The sequence below is a fragment of the Stenotrophomonas sp. YJH_SMC_17 genome, assembly GCF_059371655.1.
The window spans coordinates 659,308-682,073 of record NZ_JCAFUU010000002.1 but is presented as its reverse complement, the minus strand read 5'-3'; the positions used below and the strand labels follow the sequence as shown (position 1 = coordinate 682,073).

Below are 22,766 nucleotides of genomic sequence, written 5' to 3'. Positions count from 1 at the left end.
CCTTTCCAGTACGCCAACCCGTACGTTAGCAGAGCAGGCCGCGCGCGGCAGGCTGCAGACAACAACGGCGCCACCCAGGCGCCGTTGTCTGAACCCTGGACGGAAGGCTTACTCCACCACCACCGGAATCTTGCCGATGCGGGCCTGCCATTCGCGCGGGCCGGTCTTGTGTACCGATTCACCGGTGGAATCGACCGCCACGGTCACCGGCATGTCCTGCACGGTGAACTCGTAGATCGCTTCCATGCCCAGGTCGGCGAAGCCAACGACCTTGGCCGCCTTGATCGCCTTGGACACCAGGTAGGCCGAACCACCGACGGCCATCAGGTAGGCCGACTTGTGCTTCTTGATCGCCTCGATCGCGGCCGGGCCGCGCTCGGCCTTGCCGACCATGCCCAGCAGGCCGGTCTGCGCCAGCACCTGCTCGGTGAACTTGTCCATGCGGGTCGCCGTGGTCGGGCCGGCCGGGCCCACCACTTCATCGCGCACCGGATCAACCGGGCCCACGTAGTAGATGAAACGCCCCTTCAGGTCGACCGGCAGTTCCTCGCCCTTGTTGAGCATGTCGACCATGCGCTTGTGCGCGGCGTCACGGCCGGTCAGCAGCTTGCCGTTGAGCAGCAGGGTCTGGCCCGGCTTCCAGCTGGCCACGTCCTCCGGAGTGATCGTGTCCAGGTCCACCCGGGTGCCCTTGGACGCGTCATAGGTCAGCTTCGGCCAGTCTTCCAGCAACGGCGGGTCCAGCATCACCGGGCCGCTGCCATCCAGGGTGAAGTGCGCATGGCGGGTGGCCGCGCAGTTCGGAATCATCGCCACCGGCAGGTTGGCCGCGTGGGTCGGGTAATCCTTGATCTTGATGTCGAGCACGGTGGTCAGGCCACCCAGGCCTTGCGCACCAATGCCCAGCGCGTTGACCTTCTCGTACAGCTCCAGGCGCAGTTCTTCAATGCGGTTGGACGCGCCACGGGCCTGCAGCCCGGTGATGTCGATCGGTTCCATCAGCGCTTCCTTGGCCAGCAGCATCGCCTTTTCGGCGGTGCCACCGATGCCGATGCCCAGCATGCCCGGCGGGCACCAGCCGGCGCCCATGGTCGGCACGGTCTTCAGCACCCAGTCGACGATGGAGTCGGACGGGTTGAGCATCGCGAACTTGGTCTTCGCTTCCGAACCACCGCCCTTGGCGGCGACGATCACGTCGACGGTGTTGCCCGGCACCACCTTGACGTTGACCACGCCCGGGGTGTTGTCCTTGGTGTTGACGCGCTTGCCGGCCGGATCGGCCAGCACCGAGGCGCGCAGCTTGTTGTCCGGGTGCATGTAGGCGCGGCGCACGCCTTCGTTGGCCATGTCTTCCACGCCCATGGTGGCGTCATCCCAGCGCACGTCCATGCCGATCTCCAGGAACACGGTGACGATGCCGGTGTCCTGGCAGATCGGACGGTGGCCTTCGGCGCACATCCGCGAATTGATCAGGATCTGGGCCATCGCTTCCTTCGCGGCCGGCGACTCCTCGCGCTCGTAGGCGGCGGCGAGGTTCTTGATGTAGTCGACCGGGTGGTAGTACGAGATGTACTGCAGCGCGTCGGCGATGGACTGGATGAGGTCTTCCTGCTTGATCGATGTCACGGCTTGCTCGCTTGCTCGAGGCTGGCGGGGGTAATCCGCCCATTTTACCCCCCTCCACCGACTGCGCGTAGATTCGCCGGGGTCAGATCCCTTTCCAGCGCGGAAAGGAATCCGACCCCACCCCTCTGTCACGGTTCATTCCTGCCCGGCGTCCTGGTCAACATGAACATCGAAACCGCTTTCCAGACCCATCGACCGCGCCTGATGGCCCTGGCCTACCGCCTGCTCGGCAGCCGCGCCGACGCCGAAGACGTGGTCCAGGATGCCTGGCTGCGCTGGTCCGGCGCCGACCCGGCGGCCGTCCGCGACCCCGAAGCCTGGCTGGTCACCACCACCACCCGGCTTGGCCTGGACCGGCTGCGCGCGGCCAAGCGCGAGCGCGCGCATTACGTCGGCCCGTGGCTGGCCGAGCCGCTGGCGGTCACCCTGGAGCCCGATCCGGCGCCCGGCCCGGCCCAGCTGCATGCGCTGGCCGACGACGTCTCGGTCGCCTTCCTGACCCTGCTCGAGCAGCTCGGCCCTGAAGAGCGCGCCGCGTTCCTGCTGAAGGAAGCCTTCGACCACGACTATCGCGAGATCGCCGAGCTGATCGGCCACAGCGAAGCCAACTGCCGGCAGCTGGTGCATCGCGCAAAACAACGCCTGCAGGCCGGGCGGCCGCGCTTCAACGCCGATGCCAGCCAGCACCGGCAGCTGCTGGCGCGTTTCATGGAGGCGTCCCAGGTTGGCGACAGCGAGGCGATCCAGGCCCTGCTGCACACCAATGCGCTGCTGGTCTCCGACGGCGGCGGCGTGGTCACCGCAGCGGTACGCCCGCTGCTGGGCGCCGAGCGCATCGGCCGCCTGTTCTGGGCCATCGCACGCCGTGGCGCGGTGCATCCGGCGCAGTTGGGCTACGTCAACGGCGAGCCGGCGATCCTGCGCTTCCATGGCGATCGGCTGCACTCGGTCACCACCATCGACGTGGTCGATGGCCGCATCGCCAACGTATACAGCGTGCTGAATCCGGAAAAACTGCCGTCGGTTGTCACGCACGATGGCGGCGCGGCGTCCTGGTAGTGAAAGGCGGCCATGGTGGCCGCCGTGGAGCCGAACATGTCCGACCACGCCTCTCCCCGCGTCCCCTACACCCGCCTGGCTGCCGAAGCCTTCAAGGGCCTGCTGGCCACCAGCAAGGCGGTGCATGACAGCTTGATCGACCCGACGCTGATGGAACTGCTGTTCCTGCGCGTATCCCAGCTCAACGGCTGCGGCTACTGCATGGATATGCACGGCACCGCGCTGCGCAAGGGCGGCATCGAGCCGCGCAAGCTCGACACCCTGCCCGCCTGGCACGAAAGCCGTTTCTTCGATGCGCGCGAACGTGCCGCGCTGGGCTGGGCCGAGGCGCTGACCCGGCTGACCGAGGGCGCACCGTCGCAGGCAGCGTTCGACGCGCTGGCACCGCACTTCGACGAGAAGGGCATCAGCGACCTGAGCATGGGTATTGCCGTGATCAATGCCTGGAACCGCTTGGGCGCTGGGCTGCTGCCGCCGCTGCCGTAACGCGAGGGCCCGGCCGGGCTGCCGCCCGGGGTGGCGGCGGGGGTCGGATCCCTTTGCGTGGCAAAGGGCTCTGACCCCGGTGCTGCCACACGGCTGCGCTGACCCCCTCTGCACGTCGCAGGCGCGCACAATACGCACATGCCTGCTCCCCCCACCGCTGGCGCCGCCGCCGCGAAGAAACCCAGCCTGCGCCAGCGCTTCAGGGCGATGCGCAACCTGCCGCCGTTCCTGCGCATGGTCTGGAAGACAAGCCCCGCGCTCACCCTGGCCAGCCTTGGCCTGCGCCTGATCCGCGCCCTGCTGCCGGTGGCGATGCTCTACGTCGGCAAGCTGATCATCGACAGCGCCCTGCTCCTGAGTCAGCACGATGCCGGCTTCCCGCCGCTGGGCGAAGCGCTGTCCAGCGGCCTGCTCAACCCGCTGCTGGGCCTGCTGGCGCTGGAATTCGGCCTGGCCATCGCCTCGGACCTGCTCGGCCGGCTGGTCAGCTATGCCGATGCGCTGCTCTCGGAACTGTTCGCCAACGTCACCAGCATCCGGCTGATGGAGCACGCCGCAACGCTGGACCTGGAGGACTTCGAGGACCCGGACCTGCAGGACAAGCTGGACCGCGCGCGGCGCCAGACCATGGGCCGGATGAACCTGATGAGCCAGCTGTTCGGCCAGGTGCAGGATGCGATCACCGTGGCCAGCCTCGCCGTTGGCCTGCTGGTGTACGCGCCGTGGCTGATCCTGCTGCTGGCGCTGGCACTGGTGCCGGCCTTCATCGGCGAATCGCACTTCAACGCGGCCGGGTACAGCCTCAACTTCCAGTGGACGCCCGAGCGCCGCCAGCTCGACTACCTGCGCCAACTCGGCGCCAGCGTGGAAACGGCCAAGGAAGTGAAGATCTACAACCTGCACCGCTTCCTGGTGGAGCGCTACCGGCGCCTGTCGGAGGCGCTGTTCCAGGCCAACCGTGCACTGGCCCGGCGCCGCGCGTTCTGGGGCACGCTGCTGGCCGCGCTGGGCACGCTGGGGTACTACACCGCCTACGCCTACATCGCCTGGCGCACGGTGCGCGGCGACTTCTCGATCGGCGACCTGACCTTCCTCGCCGGCAGCTTCCTGCGCCTGCGCCAGTTGCTGGAAGGCCTGCTGATCGGCTTTTCGCAGGTGGCCAGCCAGGCGCTGTACCTGGACGACCTGTTCTCGTTCTTCCAGATCGAGCCGGAGATCCATTCGCGCGAAGGCGCGGTACGCGTGCCGCAGCCTATCCGCCAGGGCTTCGTGTTCGAGAACGTCGGTTTCCGCTATCCCGACGCCGAGCAGTGGGCGGTGCGCCATCTGGATTTCCAGCTGCACGCCGGCGAAGTGCTGGCGCTGGTCGGCGAGAACGGCGCGGGCAAGACAACCCTGGTCAAGCTGCTGGCGCGGCTGTACGAGCCGGACGAGGGTCGCATCCTGCTCGATGGCCGCGACCTGCGCGACTACGACCTGGACGATCTGCGCGCCAACCTCGGGGTGATCTTCCAGGACTTCGTGCGCTACAACCTGAGCGCCGGCGAGAACATCGGCGTCGGCCAGGTCGAGGCGATGGATGACCAGGCACGCATCGCCGACGCCGCGCGGCGCGGCATGGCCGAGGACGTGATCGAGGACCTGCCCGGCGGCTACGACCAGCTGATCGGCCGCCGCTTCAAGCAGGGCGTGGATCTGTCCGGTGGCCAGTGGCAGAAGATCGCCATTGCCCGCGCATGGATGCGCAATGCGCAGGTGATGATCCTGGATGAGCCAACCGCAGCGCTGGATGCGCGCAGTGAGTTCGAAGTGTTCCAGCGGTTCAGGGAGCTGGCGGATAATCGTACGGCAGTGCTGATTTCCCACCGTTTCTCTTCGGTACGCATGGCCGATCGCATCCTGGTGCTGGCCGATGGCCGCATCGAGGCCAGCGGCACCCATGAACAGCTGATGGCCCAGGGAGGGCGGTACGCCGAGCTGTTCGAGCTGCAGGCGGCGGGTTACCGCTGAGAACGCCTCTCGTTCCGCCTAATGAGAACCTGTCTCATTTGAGATAGAATCCACCCGACGACTTCCGATAGATACGCCCATGTCCTCCGCTTTTGGCGCCGAAACGGTGCTTGAGGTCCGCCACTGGACCGACGCCTACTTCAGTTTCACCACCACCCGCGACAGCGGCTTCCGCTTCGAGAACGGCCAGTTCGTGATGATCGGCCTGGAAACCGAGGCACGCCCGTTGCTGCGTGCGTACTCCATCGCCAGTGCCAACTGGGAAGAGCAGCTGGAATTCTTCAGCATCAAGGTGCAGGACGGCCCGCTGACCTCGCGGCTGCAGCACATCAAGCCGGGCGACAAGGTGCTGGTCGGCAAGAAGCCCACCGGCACCCTGCTGATCAGCGACCTGCACCCCGGCAGGAATCTGTACCTGCTGGGCACCGGCACCGGCCTGGCGCCGTGGCTGTCGGTGATCAAGGACCCGGAAACGTATGAGCGCTTCGAGAAGGTGATCCTCTGCCACGGCGTGCGCTACGAGAAGGACCTGGCCTACCGCGATTACTTCGAGAAGGAACTGCGCGAGCACGAGTTCCTCGGCGACATGATCGGCGACAAGCTGCTGTACTACCCGGCCGTCACCCGCGAGCCGTTCCCCAACCAGGGCCGCCTGACCTCGCTGATGGAAAGCGGCCAGATGCAGCGCACCCTCGGCCTGCCGGAACTGAGCCCGGAAAACGACCGCGCGATGATCTGCGGCAGCCCGCAGATGCTCGCCGACCTGCGTACCGTGCTCGACGCCCGGGGCTTCCAGGTTTCGCCGCGGATCGGCCAGCCGGGCCACTACGTGTTCGAGCGCGCGTTCGTCGAGAAATAAGCCGTTGCGCCTGCAGAGCCGAGCCCACCCTCGGCTCGCGCGCACCGCGCGCCCTCAATGTCGGCCGGACAAGCAGCCGAGCGTGGGCTCGGCTCTACAACAGCGCTTCGATCGCGCCGCGCAGCTGCTCGGGCCGGGTGGTGGGCGCATAACGCGACACCACCTGCCCCTGGCGGTCGACCAGGAACTTGCTGAAATTCCACTTGATGCGGGCACTGCCGAGCAGGCCACGCTTCTCGCGTGACAGCCAGGCCCACAGCGGGTCGGCGCCTTCACCGTTGACCTCGATCTTCTCCGACAGCGGGAAGCTGACCGGGTAGTCCAGCGAACAGAACTGGCGGATCTGCGCGGCGTCACCGGGCTCCTGCGCGCCGAACTGGTTGCACGGGAAGCCGATCACCACCAGGCCACGCTCGCGATACGCCTGCCACAGCTGCTCCAGCCCTGTGTACTGCGGGGTGAAGCCACAGCGGCTGGCGACATTCACCAGCAGCAACGGGTGGCCCTGATAACGGGCCAGCGCCTGCGGCTGGCCGTCGAGGTCACGGAAGCTGAAATCGTAGGCGCTGGTCATGATGGCGGGCCGTGGGCGGTGAATGCATGGTACCCGCGCCCGGCTCCGCCAGCATGCCTTTTGACACAAGTGCGGCCACGACCGGCCGGGTTACCCTCGGGCCCTTGTTTGCCTTACCGGAGTTCCTACCTTGACCACTCGCCTTGCCCTTGCCGTGGCCATGTCCCTCGGCCTTGCCCTGCCCGCCTTCTCGGTCGGCGCCGCCACCCCGGCTGCCAGCACCCATGCCCAGCAGGCCAATCCGTTCTTCGCCGAAAGCCCGCTGCCGCTGCACTTCCCGCAGTTCGACAAGATCAAGGACAGCGACTTCGCCCCGGCCTTCGACGCCGGCATGGCGCAGCAGCTGAAGGAAGTGGAGGCGATCGCCAACAACAAGGCCAAGCCGACCTTCGACAACACCATCATCGCCCTGGAGAAGAGCGGTGACATCCTCGACCGCGCGACCACCGTATTCTTCAGCCTGGTGGGCGCCGATACCAACGACACCCGCAAGAAGCTGCAGGCCGACTACTCGGCCAAGTTCGCCGCGCACAGCGATGCGATCGCGCTGAACGGCAAGCTGTTCGCCCGCATCCAGGCGCTGTACGACACCCGCAGCCAGCTGGGCCTGGACGCCGAAGGCGTGCGCCTGGTCGAGAAGTACTACGACAACTACGTGCGCGCCGGCGCCAAGCTGTCCGACGCCGACAAGGCCAAGCTGAAGGAAATGAACGCCGAGCTGGCCAACCTGGGCACCAAGTTCAGCCAGAACGTGCAGTCGGAAGTGAACGCTTCGGCGATCACCGTCGACGACGTCAAGGAGCTGGACGGGCTGTCCAAGGAGCAGATCGCCGCCGCCGCCGAAGCCGCCAAGGCCCGCGGCCAGGACGGCAAGTACGTGATCACCCTGCTCAACACCACCGGCCAGCCGCCACTGACCAACCTGGCCAACCGCGCCCTGCGCCAGAAGATCTACGAGGCGTCGGTCAGCCGCGGCAGCCGCGGCGGTGAGTTCGACAACACCGCGCTGGTCTCGCGCATCATGCAGCTGCGCGCCGACAAGGCCAAGCTGATGGGCTTTGCGAACTTCGCCGCCTACAACCTGACCAACCAGACCGCCAAGACCCCCGAAGCAGTCAACGCGATGCTGGGCAAGCTGGCCCCGGCCGCCGTGGCCAACGCCAAGCGCGAAGCCGCCGACCTGCAGGCGATGATCGACCAGGAACAGAAGGCCGCGGGCAAGCCGACGTTCAAGCTGGAACCGTGGGACTGGGCCTTCTACAGCGAGAAGGTGCGCCAGGCCAAGTACAACTTCGACGAGTCGCAGCTGAAGCCGTACTTCGAAATGAAGAACGTGCTCGAGAACGGCGTGTTCTACGCCGCGGGCCAGGAATTCGGCCTGACCTTCAAGCAGCGCACCGACCTGCCGGTCTACCACGATGACGTCACCGTCTACGACGTGTTCGACGCCGACGGCAGCCAGCTGGCGATCTTCATCTTCGACCCGTATGCACGTGCCTCCAAGCGCGGTGGCGCGTGGATGAACTCCTACGTCTCGCAGTCCAAGCTGACCGGCTTCAAGCCGGTGGTCGCCAACCACCTGAACATCCCGAAGCCGCCGGCCGGCCAGCCGACCCTGCTGACCTGGGATGAGGTGAACACCACCTTCCACGAGTTCGGCCACGCCCTGCATGGCATGTTCTCCAACGTGAAGTACCCGTACTTCTCGGGCACCTCGGTGCCGCGTGACTTCGTCGAGTTCCCCTCGCAGGTCAACGAGATGTGGTCGGACAACCCGGTCATCCTGAAGAACTACGCCAAGCATTACCAGAATGGTTCGGCGATGCCGCAGGCACTGCTGGACAAGGTGCTGGCTGCTGCCAAGTTCAACCAGGGCTTCGCCACCACCGAGTACCTGGGTGCAGCCATGCTTGACCAGCGCTGGCACCAGATCGGCGCCGACCAGGTGCCGGCGGCCAAGGACGTGATGGCCTTCGAGCGCGCCGCGCTGGAGAAGGACGGCATCTACTACGCGCCGGTTCCGCCGCGCTACAAGACCCCGTACTTCAGCCACATCATGGGCGGCTACTCGGCCGGCTACTACGCCTACATCTGGTCGGAAGTGCTCGACGCCAACACTCAGAAGTGGTTCAAGGACAACGGCGGCCTGAGCCGCAAGAACGGTGACCACTTCCGTGCCACGCTGCTGTCCAAGGGCGGCAGCGTCGACGCGATGCAGCTGTTCCGCGATTTCGCCGGCCACGAGCCGCAGATCGAGCCGCTGCTGGAAAAGCGTGGCCTGACCGGCGCCGGCAACTGATCGCCTGCACGGTAGCGTGAAACGAAAACCGCCCGGGAGACCGGGCGGTTTTTTGTTGGATGGGGTCAGAGCCCATTTCTACGCAACGGGATCTGCCCCCATCCACGCATGGCGTGGATGCGCTTCCAGATCAACGCGGCGCGACGTACCCGCCCGGCACGCCTTCCGGCGACAGCACCAGCTGCCACAACTGCGCATGCCGGCAACGGAAGGTCGCCATCGATCCAGCCAGGTAGAAGCGCCACATGCGCCGGAAGTGCTCGTCATAACGCGCATCCAGCCGTGGCCATGCCGCTTCCACGTTGCGCCGCCAGGCCTGCAGGGTCAGGTCGTAGTCGGTGCCGAAGTTGTGCCAGTCCTCCAGCACGAAGCGGCCTTCGAACGCCTTGGTGATCTGCACCGCCGACGGCAACATCGAATTGGGGAAAATGTAACGCGCGATCCATGGATCGGTGCGATGACGCGAGATGTTGGTGCCGATGGTGTGCAGCAGCAGCAGGCCACGCGGCGACAGGCAGCGCTTGGCCACCTCGAAGAAGCTGGCGTAGTTCTTGTCGCCGACATGCTCGAACATGCCGATCGAGAAGATCGCGTCGAACGGTTCGTCCAGTTCCCGGTAGTCCTGCAGGCGGATCTCGATCGGCAGCCCGGTACACAGGTTGCGCGCGAACTCTGCCTGCTCCTGCGAAATCGTCACGCCGACGCCGCTGACACCATAGCGCTCAGCGGCAAACTTCAGCGCCTCGCCCCAGCCACAACCGATATCCAGCACACGCTGCCCCGGGCGCAGGCCCAGCTTGCGGCAGACCAGGTCGAGCTTGGCGTCCTGTGCGGCATCAAGATCGTCGGCGTTGCGCCAATAACCGCAGCTGTAGACCAGGCGCTGGCCGAGCATGGCCTGGTACAGGTCATTGCCAAGGTCGTAATGGCGGCGGCCGACTTCATAGCTGCCCTGCCCGGCCTGCAGGTTGAACAGGCGCGCCTTCAGCGCGTCGGCCACTTCGCGCCAACCGTGCACCCGTTCGTCCAGGTGCGCCTGCATCAGGTGGACGAGGAATTCATCCAGGACGTTGGCATCCCACCACCCTTCCATGTAGCTCTCGCCCAGTCCGAGCGAACCATGGCCCATGACCCGCGCGAAGAAGCGCGGGTCATGCACCTGGATGTCCTGTGGCTGGGTACCGCCGATGCGGACCCCGGCTTCCTGCAGCAGGCCGGCGACCCGCTCCTGCAACCCTGTGTCCACGCCACCTCCTCGACTGCGGTCAACCGCGTGCGAACAGCTCCACGTAGTCCTTGGACACGTGCGGCAACAACACCGCGGCCGGAACATCGGCGGTCTGGGTGCCGTCCGAGTATGGACCCACCTGGTAGGGCGGGAACACAAAGCGCAGCGCCGTGATCTGTCCCTTGTCGTCGGTCACCGGCTGGAACTGGCTGAAGTTGTCGGCCTGCGGGCCGGTGCCATCGGCGATCATGCGCGATGCATTGCGCAGTGATTCCTGCAGCTGGGCCGGGTCCATGTCCTCGCCGCTCAGGCGGGTGGCCACGCGTTCGCGCAGCTGGTCGGCAACGAAATCACTGATCGCCTTCCAGCCCTTGGCATCGGCCACCAGCTTGTCGGCGCTGAGCATCTGCTGCTGTGCCGGCAGCCACACGAAACGCGCCACCAGCGGTTCACCGTGAGCGCCACCGGTGTAGCGGCTGCCATCGGCACTGACCACCACCAGCTGCGGCGTTTCCAGCAGCTTCTCGAAGCTCAGCGACAGCTCGTAGGGCATGGTCGGCTTGTCGTTGCCCAGCCCGTCCAGTGCCTGCTGCAGGTCGCTGCGGGCGCTGGTGGCATAGTCCTGCAGCGCGCGTGCCAGGCCCGGGTAGCGGTCGATGCCGGCCGGGTAGCTGATGCCCACCACTTCGCGCTCGTTGTTCTCGATCACGTCGCGCAGGTCCAGCGGCGCCTCCGTGGCCGGCGTTTCGCCTGCAGCGGTGGCCTCGGCGGCGGGGGCCGCATCGGTCGCCGGTGCCGGCTCGCTCTCACGCTGGCAACCGGCCAGCAACAGCACGCCCACCACGCCGGCCAGCACGCTGCCGCGCAATGGCCGGTTGTTTCCAATCTTCATCGGGATCCCCTGTTCATGTTTGTACATCATCGCCTGCCATGGCTGAAGCGTGGCCCGCTGGCATTCAGCCAACGAGCAGGTCGTGGTACTCCTCATGCCGCTGCAGGAAGGCCTCGGCGTAGGAGCACGCCGGCACCACCTTGTACTTCTGCTCACGGGCAAAACGCAGCGCCACACGGGTCAGCTCACCGGCGATGCCCCGGCCGGCGATCGGCTCGGGCACCTCGGTATGCGTGATGACCATGCGCCTGCGTTTGATCTGGTAATCCAGCACCGCCAGCTGTCCGCGCACGCGGGCGGTGAAGCGATGGTTGGCCAGGTCGTGTTCGACCTCGTAGGCCAGACCGGGGGGCGTGACCGAAGCCATGGAACTGTCTCCTGCGGCGACTGCGTGGATGGTGCGCAGCCGGGCGCCATGATCGCGTGAAGCCTGAACAGGGACAAGTCCAGTCCGTTCACGTCAGTTTTCGACCCTCAAGCTGGAGGGCCGGCGGCCGCTATCGCCTGTGGAGGGGTACGGCCAGGCTGGCACGACCCTTGCGACCGTTGATCATGCGCACCACCGCGGAGGCACCGATGCACCCCAGCGACACCCATTCCGATACCGACCGCGCCCTGCTGGAGGGCCTGCTGCAACTGGCGGTGGAAGGGCAGACCGAAGATCAGGATTTCCAGCGCATCGGCGAAGAAGTGTTCGCCCGCCTGCTGGATACCTACGGCCAGCAGGCCCCGGCCTGACCAGCAGCAGGGGCCCTGCCCCCGGGGGGCCGGATCCTGCGGATCCGGCCCCAGCCACCCTCAACCGCCGCCGAGGCGGAAGGTCGGATTGGACAGTTCGCGCAGGAAGTGGGTGAAGATGCTCGGCTGCATGGCCAGCATGAAGATCACGCCGAATGCCGCACCGGCCAGGTGCGCGCTGTGGTTGATGCGGTCACCACCGCGCTTGTCCATCCAGATGCTGTAGCCGACGTAGAACGCGGCATAGACAATCGCCGGTGCCGGGATGAAGAACACCAGGATGATCGACCACGGCTTGATCAGGATGAAGGCGAACAGCACCGCCGACACCGCGCCGGAGGCACCGAGGCTGAGGTAGTTCGGGTTCTTCTGGTTCTTCAGGTAGCTGGGCAGGATCGAGACCAGCAGCGCGCCGATGTAGAACGCCGGGTAAGTGAGGTAGCTGCCGGTCAGCTGCACCATCACGCTCTCGATGAATCCCCCGAAGAAGAACAGGGTGATCATGTTGAAGATCAGGTGCGACCAGTCGGCGTGGATGAAGCCATAGGTCACCAGCCGGTCGTACTGGCGGTGACGGTCGATGGCCGGCGGCCACAGGATCAGGCGGTCGGCCAGCTTGCGGTTGTTGAACGCCATCCACGACAGGATGGCGGTGATGGCGATCAACAGCAGGTTGACAGGGGTCATGTCAGGCTCAGGCGCTACGGTAGTTGTCGACCATACGATAGCGTTTCGCGTACCAACCGAAGGCCAACGCCGCGACGAAGGCGAAACCAGCGAAGAAGAACATCAGGAATGCCGCCTCGCTCAGGCCGGTACTGGCGATCTTGTGGGTCACCACGTCATTGCGCACGGCTGCGTTGGACAGCAGCACCCACAGGTTGCCGATGGTGGTGGTCAGGTTCCAGAAGCTCATGACCACGCCCTTCATCGCCTGCGGCGCCTGGCTGTAGGCGAACTCCAGGCCAGTGGCCGAGACCAGCACCTCGCCGAAGGTCAGCAGCGCGTACGGCAGAATCTGCCAGAAGATCGACATGGCGTTGCCGCCGTCCATCACCACCTGGATACCGCCGACCACGATCCAGGCCAGGCCGCTGAAGGCGATACCGGCGGTCATGCGGCGAAGCGCGGTCGGCTCCAAGCCGAAGCGGCGCAGGGCCGGGTACAGCACCAGGTTGTTGAACGGGATCAGGATCATCACCAGCAGCGGGTTCAGCGCCTGCATCTGCGAGGCGGTGAACCAGCTGGGCATCTGCATCTGCTGGCCCTGCAGCACCCAGGTCGAGGCCTTCTGGTCGAACAGCGAGAAGAACGGCGTGGTCAGGGCGAAGATCACCAGCACGCGCAGCACCGAGCGCACGCCCTCGACCGCTTCGGCCGGATGCTGGCCACGGGCACGATCCAGCTGCAGCCAGGTGCCACCGCCGATACCGGCCAGGATCGATACCAGCGCCAGGCACAGGCAGATGACGATGCCCAGCGAGCCGACCAGGCCGAACGAGGCCACTGCCAGCACCAGGCCGAGCGCGGCGATCACCAGACCCGGGCGGCCCTGGCCGGCCACGCGCGCGGTCAGCGCGGTGCGCACCACGTTGGCGAACGAATGCGGATCCTTCGGCGGCAGCGGCACCAGCACATAGCGCTTGCGGCCCAGCCAGAACACGAAGGTGGCGATGAACATCAGGATGCCCGGGATGCCGAACGCCCACTGCGGGCCCCAGTTCTTCAACACCAGCGGGATCAGCAGCGAGGCGAACAGCGAGCCGAAGTTGATGATCCAGTAGAACGCGTCGAAGACGATCTTGGCCAGGTGCTTGTTGCTCTGGTCGAACTGGTCACCCATGAACGAGGCCACCAGCGGCTTGATGCCACCGGCGCCCAGCGCGATCAGGCCCAGGCCGAGGAAGAAACCCTGCCGGCTGTCTTCGAACAGCGCCAGGCACAAGTGGCCGGCGCAGTAGACCAGGCTGAACCAGAGGATGGTGTGGTACTTGCCGAAGAACCTGTCGGCCAGCCAGCCACCGAGCAGCGGGAAGAAATACACGCCGATCATGAAGCTGTGCATGATGTCCTTGGCTTCACCGGCACGGCCTTCCGCAGTGATTTCCTGCAGCAGCAGCGAGGTGATCAGGAACTGCACCAGGATGTTGCGCATTCCGTAGAAACTGAACCGCTCGCAGGCCTCATTGCCGATGATGTACGGGATCTGGCGCGGCATCTTTCCCTGGCCGGCGATGGGGGCAACTGCGTCGTGGCTCATCCTGTAAGGCAATCCTGCAAAGCGAAAGGCGCAAGGTTACCGGAACCCGGGCTTCCGAAGCACGCTGCAGGGCTGCATGACAACGGTGCCAATCCGTGGCAGGCAACGACATGACGTGCCGGAAGTCACGGCACCTCCACGACAAAAGCGTAAACTTATCGTTATGCGCCCCCTCGCCCACGCCCGTCTCCTGCTCGGAAGCCTCGTGCTGGTGCTGGCGTTGCACGCGCAGGCCCGGCCGCAGGCACCCGCCAGCGCGACCCGCAGCACCGAACCTCGCCAGCTGACCGTGGCCGCGCTGGAGCTGCCCAGCCGCGATGAGGCGCAATGGAAGCAGCGCCGCGAGCAGGTCGCGCAACTGCTGACCGAACTGCAGCCGGACGTGATCTCGGTGCAGCAGGTGCTGCAGCAGCAGGGACGCAATCCGGCCTGCTGGCTGGCCAGCCGGCTGCGCTACAGCTGCGACTTCGTCACTGCCGACCCGCCCAGCCAGCCGCTGCGGCACGGCAATGCGATGCTGACCCGGCTCCCGGTCAGCGAGGATGGAGTCACCCTGCTGCACCCGCCCGGCACCTTCAGTGCGGCCGGCATGATGCGGCTGAAGCTGGGCGAGGCGCTGGTCAACATCTATGTGGCGCGGCTGCGCCCGGACCCGGACGAAGCCATCGCACGCCAGCACCAGACAAGCGACCTGATGACCTGGATCGGCGCCACTGCCGAAGGCATGCCCAGCCTGATCGCCGGTGATTTCTCCGCCAACACGGTGGAACTGGTGCGCAGCACCCCCGGCTTCCAGCCGGCCCGGCGCAATCCTGGCGGTCGCCCGGAACCGCCTGCCGCCAGCGGCGGTGGCGCCAGTGGTCACGGCCTGGACGTGCTGTTCCAGGTCAAGCACTTCGGCGGCATCCGCCAGCAGCCGATCCTGCTGCCCGCCGACGGCGACCTGCCCGGCCTGCGCCTGGGCGTGATGGCCACCCTGCGCCTGCAGGGTGATACGGCCACGGCCGAATAGCCCCGCCTTCGGTCCCGATGGGTGCCGGCCAGGGTCGGCACCCACCAGAATCGGCCCCGTTCCCCGAACCTGGCAGACAAAAAAGGCCGGAGTCTCCCCCGGCCTTTTCAGTTCATCCAGTGACGCAGATCAGGCGATCGCTTCCTGGTAACGACGCTCGACTTCGTTCCAGTCGATGACGTTGAAGAAGGCGCCGATGTATTCCGGGCGGCGGTTCTGGTACTTCAGGTAATACGCGTGTTCCCACACGTCCAGGCCGAGGATGGGGGTGTTGCCTTCCATCAGCGGGCTGTCCTGGTTGCCGGTGCTCTCGACCACGACCTTCTTGTCCGGGGTCACGCTCAGCCACGCCCAGCCGCTGCCGAAACGGGTCAGCGCGGCCTTGGTGAAGGCGTCCTTGAACTTGTCGAAGCCGCCCAGGTCCTTGTCGATGGCCTTGGCCACGTCGCCCACCGGGTTGCCGCCCGCGTTCGGCGCCATCACGGTCCAGAACAGCGAGTGGTTGGCATGGCCGCCACCGTTGTTGCGCACCGGACCCTGCAGGTTCTCCGGCAGCGACTTGAGCTTCTTCACCAGTTCTTCGACCGGCAGGTCAGCGTACTCGGTGCCTTCCAGCGCTGCGTTGACGTTGTTGATGTAGGTCTGGTGATGCTTGGTGTGATGGATTTCCATCGTCGCCGCATCGATATGCGGTTCCAGCGCGTCGTAGGCGTAGGACAGCTTGGGCAGGGTATAGGCCATGATGCATCTCCTGATTGCGAGGGCACCCGACGGTGTCGGGCGTTGCGCGGTGAATGATGGGGACAGAGCTCCAGATTACCAAGGGGGATGTAAAGGAAATTGCGTCCTGCCAGTGAGCACGACGGCAATTGTTACGCACCGGTGACGCACTGCACTCCTCATGCACCGTGCAGCGCGCAGGCGCTACAGTGCGTGCATCACCCTCGCCTGCCTCCGCCCATGCGCAACCCCCGGCTGCTGATCACCGCCATCGCCCTGCTGGTTCTCGGCCTGGTCGTCAACCATTTCATGCAGCGTCCTCCGGCGCCACAGTTCGCACCGGACCTGCAGGCCACACCGGCCGCGCGTGCGCCGGCCGCTGCCGCTGCAGGCAATGACGGCGGCTTGCCCAGCTTCCTGCCCGCTGAAGCCCGGCAGACCATCGCCCTGATCCAGCGCGGCGGGCCATTCCCGCACCGCCAGGACGGCAGCACCTTCGGCAACCGCGAACAACAGCTGCCACAGCGTCCGCGCGGCTACTACCGCGAATACACCGTGGACACCCCCGGCGCACGCACCCGTGGCACGCGCCGCATCGTCACCGGCGGTGATCCGGCGGAGGCGTGGTACTACACCGACGACCACTATGAATCGTTCCGCAGCTTCACCGTACCGGCCCAGGGAGCGCAGTAATGAGCCATGACGATTTCGGCCTCGGCCTGCACGACATCAACAACGCTGGCGTCTACGCCATAGACAGCGAGGACATCGGCGCACTGGCCGCCGCGATGCGCGACGCTGGCCTGAAGGTGATCCGCATCGACCTGGAAGGCGTGGCCGATAAGCGTACCCTGCTGGCGCGGCTGGCGGCTCAGCTGGATTTCCCGGCGGGCTTCGGCGGCAACTGGGATGCGCTGTCGGACAACCTGCGCGACCTGCAATGGCTGCCGGCCAACGGCTATGCGCTGTTCCTGGCCGACGTGGATGCACTGCGTGCCGCCACGCAGAAGGACTTCGACACCCTGCTGGACGTGATGGATGAAGCCAGCCGCGACTGGGTGGGCCGCGATGTGCCGTTCTGGGTGTTCCTGTCGCAGAGCGCGTAAGGGCAACGCCCTGGTAGAGGCCGACCCTGGTCGGCGCTTCTGTGCCAACCAAGGTCGGCACCCACCAAAGCACGCCAGCACGCCCCCCACATCCCGCAGTGGGTCCAGCGAAAAGCCTCCTTGTTGTTCAAGGGGGCGCGCCAACGGGGCGGGGATAAGGAAACATGCGTGGACAACGGCAGCCGCTAGCGGCTGCCGTTGTCTTCCTGCAGCTCCTTCTTGAAGGGAATGTCCGGCGGTGGCCGCGCCACGGCCGGCTGGTCCTGCATGTCCGGGTTGCTCAGGCCACAGCCGCCCCCGGCCTGCAGGACGGAGATCACACAGGAGATGCGGGTGTTGGTGCCCGGCAACGGAATCTCCATCGACTTGATGCCCTTGCGCACCCATTCGGCCAACAACGATTCCTGTGGCACCCAGTACTTGTCGAACGAGGTGGGCGTGTAATCGTACGGCGGCCGCTTCAACCAGGTGCCGGACTGCGCGATGCGCTCCTTGCTCCAGCCATCATTGGCGCCACCGGGGGCGCCACGCTCGGCGTGACCGTCACCCTCCTGCCCCGGCACGCGCACGCTGCCATCGGCATTGAACAGGCCATTGCCCTTGCCAGCGGTACTGGCCTGGCTTGCGCCGCTGCTGGCACCGTCGTGGTTGCGGCTCGACGCGCCCCAGTCGTCGCCCTTGGCAGGCGTGGCCCAGTTGCCCGGGTTGGGAGCCGGACGCGCGCCGGCCTGGGCCGGTGTAGCGCTGGAGGCGGATGGCCGTGGCGTACTGCTGCTGGCCTGGCTTGCAGTGCCGGCCGCATGTGCCGCCATTGCCGCTGGCGCGCTGCCGCTGGAAGCTGAAGGCGCCGCCGCGGGTGCCGACGCAACGTCGCGCTCACGCACCTGCACGTCACGGCCGGCCGGCGCACGCACGGTCGGCTCGCGCCCGGCCACAGCAGCCATCCGTACCTGCGGATCGACCACGGCCTGCACTTCGCGCTCGCGCACCTGCACATCGCGCTGCGGCACACGGACCTGCACATCGGCCGTGCGCACCGGTTGCGATACCACCGGTGCATCGACCGTACTGACTTCGCGCTCCTGTACCTGGATGTCACGCAACGACGGCACACGCACCGCGACTTCGGGCGTGCGTACCGGAGCCGGGGTGGGTGGCGCCTGCATCGGCTGCACGCTGCGCTCGCGCACCGTCGGCGTGGTGTCGCGCGGCACGATGCTCACCTCCGTGCGCGGCACGCTGACCGGTGGCACCACGAAATCCGTACTGGCCTCGGCTACTTCGGTGGCCTGCACCGGAGACGGTGGCGGTGCCGCGACCGGCGCCGGCTCGGATTCGGCGTGCGGCGGTGGCACGCTGGCCGTTGCAGCCGGAGCAGGTGCGGGCGCAGCTGCCGACGCGGACGCCGGGCGCGGCTCAGGCGCCGTTGCGGCCCCTGCGTCCTGGCCAGCCGCAACCTGGCCCGGCGGTGCAGCCGCCGCCGCTTCGGCGCCTGGCTGATCGCCGCCGCCCTCCTGGGTCGCGCGACCGACAAATTCCACCTGCACGCGCTCGCCCTCGGCGCCTTCTTCTTCTTGCGGTGCCGTGGTGCGGATCACTGCTACCCATAGCAGCAGCAGGAAGAACAGCAGATGCAACAGCGCACTGGCCAATGCCGAGATCCAGCGCATCCAGCGCTGGTCGCGCGGTGCAGCATCCCAGTCCTGCCAGAACAGACGACGCAGCGCCTGCCACGGCGACAACCGGGGCAGCTGCCCCGGCGGCCCCGGCAGCGGACGCGGCAGCAGCACCGCGATCAACTCGCTGGCATGCAGCGGCCGCGGCAATGGGCCGAGCGAGCGCAGCCACAGCGCCCAGCCGTACGGCAGGCGCGTGGTTTTCTCAAGGACGGCCCCGGGCTGCTGGCGGGCCAGCAGCAGGTCGATGAACTGCTCGGCCCGGGTCAGAGGCACGCGTCAGCGATCAGGCGGCGTTGCCGCGAGGGATATACGGCGCGTGGCCACTGTCGTGGTCGGTCGCGTCGCGCACGGCGGTCACCCCCGGCACGCGGCCCATCAGGGTCTTTTCAATGCCCTGCTTGAGGGTCACGTCGGCCATGCCGCAGCCCTGGCAGCCGCCACCGAAACGCAGCAGCACCACGCCTTCGGCCGAGACTTCCTGCACGGCCACCTTGCCACCATGCGAGGCAAGCTGCGGATTGATTTCGTTTTCCACCACCCAGTGCACGCGCTCGACCAGCGAGGCGGCATCGCCGGGTGCTTCGCCCTTGATGCGCGGCGCCTTGATGGTCAGCTGCTGGGTACCGGCGCTGCCGGCGACGATGTCGATCTCGGCACCGTCGAGCCAGCCGACGCTGCTCGCGTCGACGTAGAGAGTGAAGCCATCGCAGTCCACCGCCCACTCGTCGCCAAGCAGGTCGGTCGGCTCGGCGAACTCCAGCCGGGCGTCGGCGCGCGGGGTGCCGGGATCGACCGCGCTGAGGCGCACGCCCATGCCGGGCACGCCCTCGCGTTCGATCAGCTTGCGGAAATGGGTCTGGGCAGTGTCGGAGATCTGGATCATCAGGCTATTCTAGCCAAGTAAGCGTCAGCCGCTCATTCGGTTTATACACCGTCCGGCGCATTGTTCAGTCAACACGAGGTGGAGATTCCCATGGCCGACCTGATTCCACTGGCCCAGGCCCGTTGCGTGCCGCGCAAAGGCAGCGACCACAAGCTCGGCGAGGCCCGCCTGGCCGAACTGCTGCCGCAGATTCCCGGCTGGGAGCTGAGCGAGGGCGGGCAGGCCCTGACGCGCACCTTCCGCTTCAAGGATTACTACGCCACCATGGCCTTCGTGAACGCGCTGGCCTGGATTGCCCACCACGAGGACCACCATCCGGACCTGGGCGTGCACTACGACCGCGCCGTCGTGCGCTTTTCCACGCACGACGTGGGCGGCCTGAGCGAGAACGACTTCATCTGCGCTGCAAAGACTTCGGCCCTGACGGAGCAACTGCCATGAACGTACGTTTGCTGAGCCTGTCCCTGATTGCTGCGACCGGCCTGGCCGGCTGTGGCGCGTCCGAGCCCCCCGCACCGCCACCGCCGCCGCCGACCGAAGTGGCCGCGGTGAAGACGCCGCCGCCGCAGTACCCGCTTGAGCTGGCGTGCATGGGTGTTGGCGGCACCAGCACCTTCAAGGTCACCATTGGCACCGACGGCAAGCCGAGCGACGTGGCCCTGTTGACCGGCGCCGGCAACCCGCAGCTGGATGAACTGGCAAAGACCGCCGTGCAGGGATGGCAGTTCAACGCGGCCACCCGCAACGGGCAGCCGGTGCCGGCCACCATCCAGGTGCCGGTCAGCTTCAACCCGCCGCAGCCGAAGCCGGACCAGTGCTTCGCCATCGAAGAACGCCTGCGCCGCGGCGGGTGATCGCCCGCGCCCCGACGAGGCCAGCCGACGCCCGCCTCACCCTCGCCGCCCCGGCCTTGCCCGGGGCGGTTGTCTATTGACCAGGACCGCGTCGGCACATGCTGCAGATTCCCCCCGAAAACATCTGGATCGCGCTGGCGGTCACCCTTGCGGCCGGCCTCGCCACCGCCATCGGCAGCCTGCTGGTGCTGTTCTCACGGCGCCCCAACCCGCGCCTGCTGGCGTTCGGCCTGGCCTTCGCGGGCGGCGCGATGGTCTATGTGTCGCTGTCGGAAATCCTCAACAAGTCCATCGCATCGTTCGCGCTGGCCTATGGCGAGCGCACCGGCTTCACCTACGGCACGCTGGCGTTCCTGGCCGGCGTGATCGTGATCGTGCTGATCGACCACTTCATTCCCAATCCGCACGACAGCCTGGACAAGCAGGACCCCGCGTTCCGCGAAAACAGCCGCGAGTACCTGAAGCGGGTTGCGCTGCTGACCTCGGTCGCGATCACCGCGCACAATTTCCCGGAAGGGTTGGCAACCTTCTTTGCCACGCTGGAAAGCCCCTCGGTCGGCATGCCACTGGCGTTTGCGATTGCCATCCACAACATTCCCGAGGGCATTGCAATCGCGGTGCCGGTGTACTTCGCCACCCAGAACAAGTTCTATGCGTTCGGCGCCAGCCTGCTGTCCGGTCTGGCTGAGCCGGTGGGGGCCCTGCTGGGCTACTGGCTGTTGGCCGGATCGCTGTCGCACGCTACGTTCGGCTGGGTGTTCGGACTGATTGCAGGCGTGATGGTGTTTCTTGCGCTGGATGAGCTGCTGCCGGCGGCCAAGCGTTATGCCAAGGGCCACGAAACCGTGTACGGGCTGGTGGCCGGCATGGGCACACTGGCGATCAGCCTTGTGCTGTTCAAGTGGTGAGGGGTTCCCGGCCAACGGGCTGAGCCCCCTCGCGGCTGGCGCATTCCACAGTATTGAGCGGTCACGGGCGGGGTCGGCTTGCAGGGGACGCCGTGGATCCAGCCATTGAGGCTTGGCCGCCGCATCCCTGCGGCGGACACCCCTGCAAGCCGACCCCGCCCGTGCCCCTCATTTTTACGTGCGTGCCAGCCGCGCAATGAAAGAATGAAAAGCGAAGCCCGCGCTGTGCGCGTGAGTCGAGCGTCGCTCGACTCTACCCGGGCCGCCACGCGGCCCGAGTCTGCTCTTCTTTTGATGTTCCGTGGCTGACGCGAACGCGATCTGTCGAAGGGTGGTCCGGGTGGGTTGGCGGGGGTGTCCGCGGCATGGATGCCGCGGCCAAGCCCCGGGGGTCACTTCAAGAATGGGTTCACGGCGTCCCCCGCCAACCCATCCGGACCGACCAAAACCGGAATCCCGCTTTGGAGGCGAGCCGCGAGGCGGCTCCGCCCGATGGCCGGTCAGCCCCTCGCAGAGGTTACTTCAGCCGGTCCAGCGCCTCGACCAGCTCATCCGCCAGCGGCGCGTTCAGCACATACGGGCTCTTGCCGTCGTCCAGTGCGAATTCCAGCGAGGCCGCGTGCAGGAACAGGCGCTTCAATCCGATCTGCTCACGAAGCCGCTTGTTGACCGCGGGATCGCCGTATTTGTCGTCACCTGCCACCGGATGCCCCAGGTGCTGGGCATGCACGCGGATCTGGTGGGTGCGGCCGGTCTCGATGCGCACCTCGCAGTAGGAATGGCCGCCGCGGCGCTCCAGCACCCGGAAGTGGCTGATCGATTCCTTGCCGATCGCGTTGACCTGCACATGGCGCTCGCCGCCCTGGCGCAGGCCGACATGCAGCGGTGCATCGACGGTCATCACGCCGTCGGGCATGCGCCCGGCCAGCAGGGTCAGGTAGCGCTTGCGGATGCCGGCACCGTGGTCTTCACGCAGCAGCGCCTGCAGTTCGCTCAGCGCTGAGCGCTTCTTGGCCACGATCAGCAGGCCCGAGGTGTCGCGATCCAGCCGGTGGACCAGTTCCAGGGTCTGCCCCGGGCGTAGCGCGCGCAGGGTCTCGATGGCGCCGAAACTGATGCCGCTGCCGCCGTGGCTGGCCACGCCGGTGGGCTTGTTCAGGGCCAGCAGGCGGGCGTCCTCGAAGACGATGGCCTGCTCCAGGCGGCGCATGAACGCCTCCGGCGGACCGGCCTTGTCTCCCTCCTCGCTGAGACGGACAGGCGGTACGCGCACCTCGTCACCGGCCTCCAGCTTGCGCTCGGCCTTGGCGCGGCCGCCATTCACCCGTACCTGGCCGCTGCGCACCAGCTTGTAGACCAGGCTGCGCGGGGCGCCCTTCAGCTGTCCGAGCAGGAAGTTGTCCAGGCGCTGGCCGGCGCGGTCGGCGGGAACGGTGATCATGCGCACGGAAGGCTTGTCGCCAGCGGGTTTGGTCGGGTCTTGGGCGGTCATCAGGCTGTTTATTCTGTTACACTCGGGGGGCGAGATAAGGGATTGATTTCGTTGGAAGTTACTCAGGGCCAGAAGCCCAGC

Annotated in this window: 23 protein-coding genes; 12 read left to right on the top strand and 11 right to left on the bottom strand. The window is 66.7% G+C overall.

The genetic code is table 11. From position 1 onward, the window contains the following. Nucleotides 1-108: 108 nt before the first annotated feature. Nucleotides 109-1,626 carry a fumarate hydratase gene (locus AC5P8Z_RS08170; RefSeq protein WP_495228709.1) on the bottom strand — a complete coding sequence of 506 codons (1,518 nt, stop codon included), beginning with the start codon at nucleotides 1,624-1,626 and terminating at the stop codon, nucleotides 109-111. Between the two features lie 162 nt (nucleotides 1,627-1,788). On the opposite strand from AC5P8Z_RS08170, the gene AC5P8Z_RS08165 reads away from it, so the two are divergent. The 4 genes from AC5P8Z_RS08165 (at nucleotide 1,789) to AC5P8Z_RS08150 (ending at nucleotide 6,040) form a co-directional block, all read left to right on the top strand. Further along, a complete protein-coding gene (locus tag AC5P8Z_RS08165; RefSeq protein ID WP_286069066.1) occupies nucleotides 1,789-2,685 on the top strand; it encodes an RNA polymerase sigma-70 factor in 897 nt (298 codons plus the stop codon). A 36-nt stretch (nucleotides 2,686-2,721) separates the two neighbouring features. Continuing rightward, entirely contained in the window at nucleotides 2,722-3,171 is a 450-nt protein-coding gene (locus AC5P8Z_RS08160; RefSeq protein WP_495228707.1) for a carboxymuconolactone decarboxylase family protein, read from the top strand. A 138-nt stretch (nucleotides 3,172-3,309) separates the two neighbouring features. Next, nucleotides 3,310-5,181 carry an ABC transporter ATP-binding protein gene (locus AC5P8Z_RS08155; RefSeq protein ID WP_286069068.1) on the top strand — a complete coding sequence of 624 codons (1,872 nt, stop codon included), beginning with the start codon at nucleotides 3,310-3,312 and terminating at the stop codon, nucleotides 5,179-5,181. Nucleotides 5,182-5,260: 79 nt separating this feature from the next. Further along, nucleotides 5,261-6,040, top strand: a complete 780-nt coding sequence (locus AC5P8Z_RS08150; protein WP_295564967.1) for a ferredoxin--NADP reductase — start codon at nucleotides 5,261-5,263, stop codon at nucleotides 6,038-6,040. 94 nt (nucleotides 6,041-6,134) lie between these two features. Here AC5P8Z_RS08150 and AC5P8Z_RS08145 read toward each other — a convergent pair whose 3' ends face one another. Next, nucleotides 6,135-6,614: a glutathione peroxidase gene (locus AC5P8Z_RS08145; RefSeq protein ID WP_286069070.1), complete on the bottom strand. Its 480-nt coding sequence runs from the start codon at nucleotides 6,612-6,614 to the stop codon at nucleotides 6,135-6,137. Nucleotides 6,615-6,744: 130 nt separating this feature from the next. On the opposite strand from AC5P8Z_RS08145, the gene AC5P8Z_RS08140 reads away from it, so the two are divergent. Continuing rightward, nucleotides 6,745-8,913, top strand: coding sequence for a M3 family metallopeptidase (locus AC5P8Z_RS08140; RefSeq protein WP_495228706.1), 2,169 nt, complete (start codon nucleotides 6,745-6,747; stop codon nucleotides 8,911-8,913). Between the two features lie 130 nt (nucleotides 8,914-9,043). Here AC5P8Z_RS08140 and cfa read toward each other — a convergent pair whose 3' ends face one another. From cfa to AC5P8Z_RS08125, 3 genes are read right to left on the bottom strand one after another with little or no spacing between them, the layout of a single operon-like run. After that, nucleotides 9,044-10,159, bottom strand: a complete 1,116-nt coding sequence (gene cfa, locus AC5P8Z_RS08135; RefSeq protein ID WP_286069073.1) for a cyclopropane fatty acyl phospholipid synthase — start codon at nucleotides 10,157-10,159, stop codon at nucleotides 9,044-9,046. A 19-nt stretch (nucleotides 10,160-10,178) separates the two neighbouring features. Continuing rightward, on the bottom strand, nucleotides 10,179-11,060 hold the full coding sequence (locus AC5P8Z_RS08130) for a DUF3298 and DUF4163 domain-containing protein (RefSeq protein ID WP_286069075.1): 882 nt from the start codon (nucleotides 11,058-11,060) through the stop codon (nucleotides 10,179-10,181). Between the two features lie 37 nt (nucleotides 11,061-11,097). After that, the gene (locus tag AC5P8Z_RS08125) at nucleotides 11,098-11,400 is read right to left on the bottom strand and encodes a GNAT family N-acetyltransferase (protein ID WP_006455911.1); all 303 of its coding nucleotides are present in this window, start codon (nucleotides 11,398-11,400) and stop codon (nucleotides 11,098-11,100) included. A gap of 185 nt (nucleotides 11,401-11,585) precedes the next feature. On the opposite strand from AC5P8Z_RS08125, the gene AC5P8Z_RS08120 reads away from it, so the two are divergent. Further along, nucleotides 11,586-11,771 (top strand): hypothetical protein, encoded by a 186-nt coding sequence (locus AC5P8Z_RS08120; RefSeq protein ID WP_286072079.1) that lies wholly within the window; start codon nucleotides 11,586-11,588, stop codon nucleotides 11,769-11,771. Between the two features lie 60 nt (nucleotides 11,772-11,831). On the opposite strand, the gene AC5P8Z_RS08115 is transcribed toward AC5P8Z_RS08120, so the two are convergent. Beyond that, entirely contained in the window at nucleotides 11,832-12,458 is a 627-nt protein-coding gene (locus AC5P8Z_RS08115; RefSeq protein ID WP_010486760.1) for a rhomboid family intramembrane serine protease, read from the bottom strand. Between the two features lie 7 nt (nucleotides 12,459-12,465). After that, nucleotides 12,466-14,031: a POT-type proton-dependent oligopeptide transporter gene (locus AC5P8Z_RS08110; protein ID WP_295564974.1), complete on the bottom strand. Its 1,566-nt coding sequence runs from the start codon at nucleotides 14,029-14,031 to the stop codon at nucleotides 12,466-12,468. A 163-nt stretch (nucleotides 14,032-14,194) separates the two neighbouring features. Between AC5P8Z_RS08110 and AC5P8Z_RS08105 the strand changes: the two genes are divergently transcribed. Then, the gene (locus tag AC5P8Z_RS08105; RefSeq protein WP_295564975.1) at nucleotides 14,195-15,043 is read left to right on the top strand and encodes an endonuclease/exonuclease/phosphatase family protein; all 849 of its coding nucleotides are present in this window, start codon (nucleotides 14,195-14,197) and stop codon (nucleotides 15,041-15,043) included. A gap of 129 nt (nucleotides 15,044-15,172) precedes the next feature. Here AC5P8Z_RS08105 and AC5P8Z_RS08100 read toward each other — a convergent pair whose 3' ends face one another. Next, on the bottom strand, nucleotides 15,173-15,784 hold the full coding sequence (locus AC5P8Z_RS08100) for a superoxide dismutase (protein ID WP_005410310.1): 612 nt from the start codon (nucleotides 15,782-15,784) through the stop codon (nucleotides 15,173-15,175). A 219-nt stretch (nucleotides 15,785-16,003) separates the two neighbouring features. On the opposite strand from AC5P8Z_RS08100, the gene AC5P8Z_RS08095 reads away from it, so the two are divergent. Continuing rightward, nucleotides 16,004-16,456 (top strand): guanyl-specific ribonuclease, encoded by a 453-nt coding sequence (locus AC5P8Z_RS08095; RefSeq protein ID WP_286069081.1) that lies wholly within the window; start codon nucleotides 16,004-16,006, stop codon nucleotides 16,454-16,456. Next, nucleotides 16,456-16,869: a barstar family protein gene (locus tag AC5P8Z_RS08090; protein WP_286069082.1), complete on the top strand. Its 414-nt coding sequence runs from the start codon at nucleotides 16,456-16,458 to the stop codon at nucleotides 16,867-16,869. Before AC5P8Z_RS08095 ends, AC5P8Z_RS08090 begins: the two co-directional genes overlap by 1 nt. Before the next feature lie 185 nt (nucleotides 16,870-17,054). Here the strand turns inward: AC5P8Z_RS08090 and AC5P8Z_RS08085 are convergent, their stop codons facing one another. Next, nucleotides 17,055-18,821, bottom strand: coding sequence for a hypothetical protein (locus tag AC5P8Z_RS08085; RefSeq protein ID WP_495228703.1), 1,767 nt, complete (start codon nucleotides 18,819-18,821; stop codon nucleotides 17,055-17,057). 10 nt (nucleotides 18,822-18,831) lie between these two features. After that, on the bottom strand, nucleotides 18,832-19,431 hold the full coding sequence (locus AC5P8Z_RS08080; protein ID WP_180866318.1) for an NfuA family Fe-S biogenesis protein: 600 nt from the start codon (nucleotides 19,429-19,431) through the stop codon (nucleotides 18,832-18,834). A 90-nt stretch (nucleotides 19,432-19,521) separates the two neighbouring features. On the opposite strand from AC5P8Z_RS08080, the gene AC5P8Z_RS08075 reads away from it, so the two are divergent. From AC5P8Z_RS08075 to zupT, 3 genes are all read left to right on the top strand, one after another. After that, nucleotides 19,522-19,872 (top strand): 4a-hydroxytetrahydrobiopterin dehydratase, encoded by a 351-nt coding sequence (locus AC5P8Z_RS08075; RefSeq protein ID WP_049429106.1) that lies wholly within the window; start codon nucleotides 19,522-19,524, stop codon nucleotides 19,870-19,872. After that, on the top strand, nucleotides 19,869-20,285 hold the full coding sequence (locus AC5P8Z_RS08070; RefSeq protein WP_286069088.1) for an energy transducer TonB: 417 nt from the start codon (nucleotides 19,869-19,871) through the stop codon (nucleotides 20,283-20,285). The genes AC5P8Z_RS08075 and AC5P8Z_RS08070 overlap by 4 nt, the downstream gene beginning before the upstream one ends. 98 nt (nucleotides 20,286-20,383) lie before the next feature. Further along, complete coding sequence (gene zupT, locus AC5P8Z_RS08065) at nucleotides 20,384-21,193, top strand: zinc transporter ZupT (RefSeq protein WP_286069089.1); 810 nt, start codon at nucleotides 20,384-20,386, stop codon at nucleotides 21,191-21,193. 517 nt (nucleotides 21,194-21,710) lie between these two features. Here zupT and AC5P8Z_RS08060 read toward each other — a convergent pair. Continuing rightward, a complete protein-coding gene (locus AC5P8Z_RS08060) occupies nucleotides 21,711-22,685 on the bottom strand; it encodes an RluA family pseudouridine synthase (RefSeq protein WP_029550681.1) in 975 nt (324 codons plus the stop codon). Nucleotides 22,686-22,766 lie beyond the last annotated feature (81 nt).

What these genes read in the sequence shown, in the direction of transcription:
- AC5P8Z_RS08120 (WP_286072079.1), top strand. Translation starts at nt 11,586, where the DNA reads ATGCGCACCACCGCGGAGGCACCGATGCACCCCAGCGACACCCATTCC.
- AC5P8Z_RS08165 (WP_286069066.1), top strand. Translation starts at nt 1,789, where the DNA reads ATGAACATCGAAACCGCTTTCCAGACCCATCGACCGCGCCTGATGGCC.
- AC5P8Z_RS08105 (WP_295564975.1), top strand. Translation starts at nt 14,195, where the DNA reads ATGCGCCCCCTCGCCCACGCCCGTCTCCTGCTCGGAAGCCTCGTGCTG.
- AC5P8Z_RS08090 (WP_286069082.1), top strand. Translation starts at nt 16,456, where the DNA reads ATGAGCCATGACGATTTCGGCCTCGGCCTGCACGACATCAACAACGCT.
- AC5P8Z_RS08115 (WP_010486760.1), bottom strand. Translation starts at nt 12,458, where the DNA reads ATGACCCCTGTCAACCTGCTGTTGATCGCCATCACCGCCATCCTGTCG.
- AC5P8Z_RS08155 (WP_286069068.1), top strand. Translation starts at nt 3,310, where the DNA reads ATGCCTGCTCCCCCCACCGCTGGCGCCGCCGCCGCGAAGAAACCCAGC.
- AC5P8Z_RS08150 (WP_295564967.1), top strand. Translation starts at nt 5,261, where the DNA reads ATGTCCTCCGCTTTTGGCGCCGAAACGGTGCTTGAGGTCCGCCACTGG.
- AC5P8Z_RS08110 (WP_295564974.1), bottom strand. Translation starts at nt 14,031, where the DNA reads ATGAGCCACGACGCAGTTGCCCCCATCGCCGGCCAGGGAAAGATGCCG.
- zupT (WP_286069089.1), top strand. Translation starts at nt 20,384, where the DNA reads ATGCTGCAGATTCCCCCCGAAAACATCTGGATCGCGCTGGCGGTCACC.
- AC5P8Z_RS08130 (WP_286069075.1), bottom strand. Translation starts at nt 11,060, where the DNA reads ATGTACAAACATGAACAGGGGATCCCGATGAAGATTGGAAACAACCGG.
- AC5P8Z_RS08160 (WP_495228707.1), top strand. Translation starts at nt 2,722, where the DNA reads ATGTCCGACCACGCCTCTCCCCGCGTCCCCTACACCCGCCTGGCTGCC.
- AC5P8Z_RS08100 (WP_005410310.1), bottom strand. Translation starts at nt 15,784, where the DNA reads ATGGCCTATACCCTGCCCAAGCTGTCCTACGCCTACGACGCGCTGGAA.
- AC5P8Z_RS08070 (WP_286069088.1), top strand. Translation starts at nt 19,869, where the DNA reads ATGAACGTACGTTTGCTGAGCCTGTCCCTGATTGCTGCGACCGGCCTG.
- AC5P8Z_RS08095 (WP_286069081.1), top strand. Translation starts at nt 16,004, where the DNA reads ATGCGCAACCCCCGGCTGCTGATCACCGCCATCGCCCTGCTGGTTCTC.
- AC5P8Z_RS08080 (WP_180866318.1), bottom strand. Translation starts at nt 19,431, where the DNA reads ATGATCCAGATCTCCGACACTGCCCAGACCCATTTCCGCAAGCTGATC.
- AC5P8Z_RS08145 (WP_286069070.1), bottom strand. Translation starts at nt 6,614, where the DNA reads ATGACCAGCGCCTACGATTTCAGCTTCCGTGACCTCGACGGCCAGCCG.
- AC5P8Z_RS08060 (WP_029550681.1), bottom strand. Translation starts at nt 22,685, where the DNA reads ATGACCGCCCAAGACCCGACCAAACCCGCTGGCGACAAGCCTTCCGTG.
- AC5P8Z_RS08075 (WP_049429106.1), top strand. Translation starts at nt 19,522, where the DNA reads ATGGCCGACCTGATTCCACTGGCCCAGGCCCGTTGCGTGCCGCGCAAA.
- AC5P8Z_RS08125 (WP_006455911.1), bottom strand. Translation starts at nt 11,400, where the DNA reads ATGGCTTCGGTCACGCCCCCCGGTCTGGCCTACGAGGTCGAACACGAC.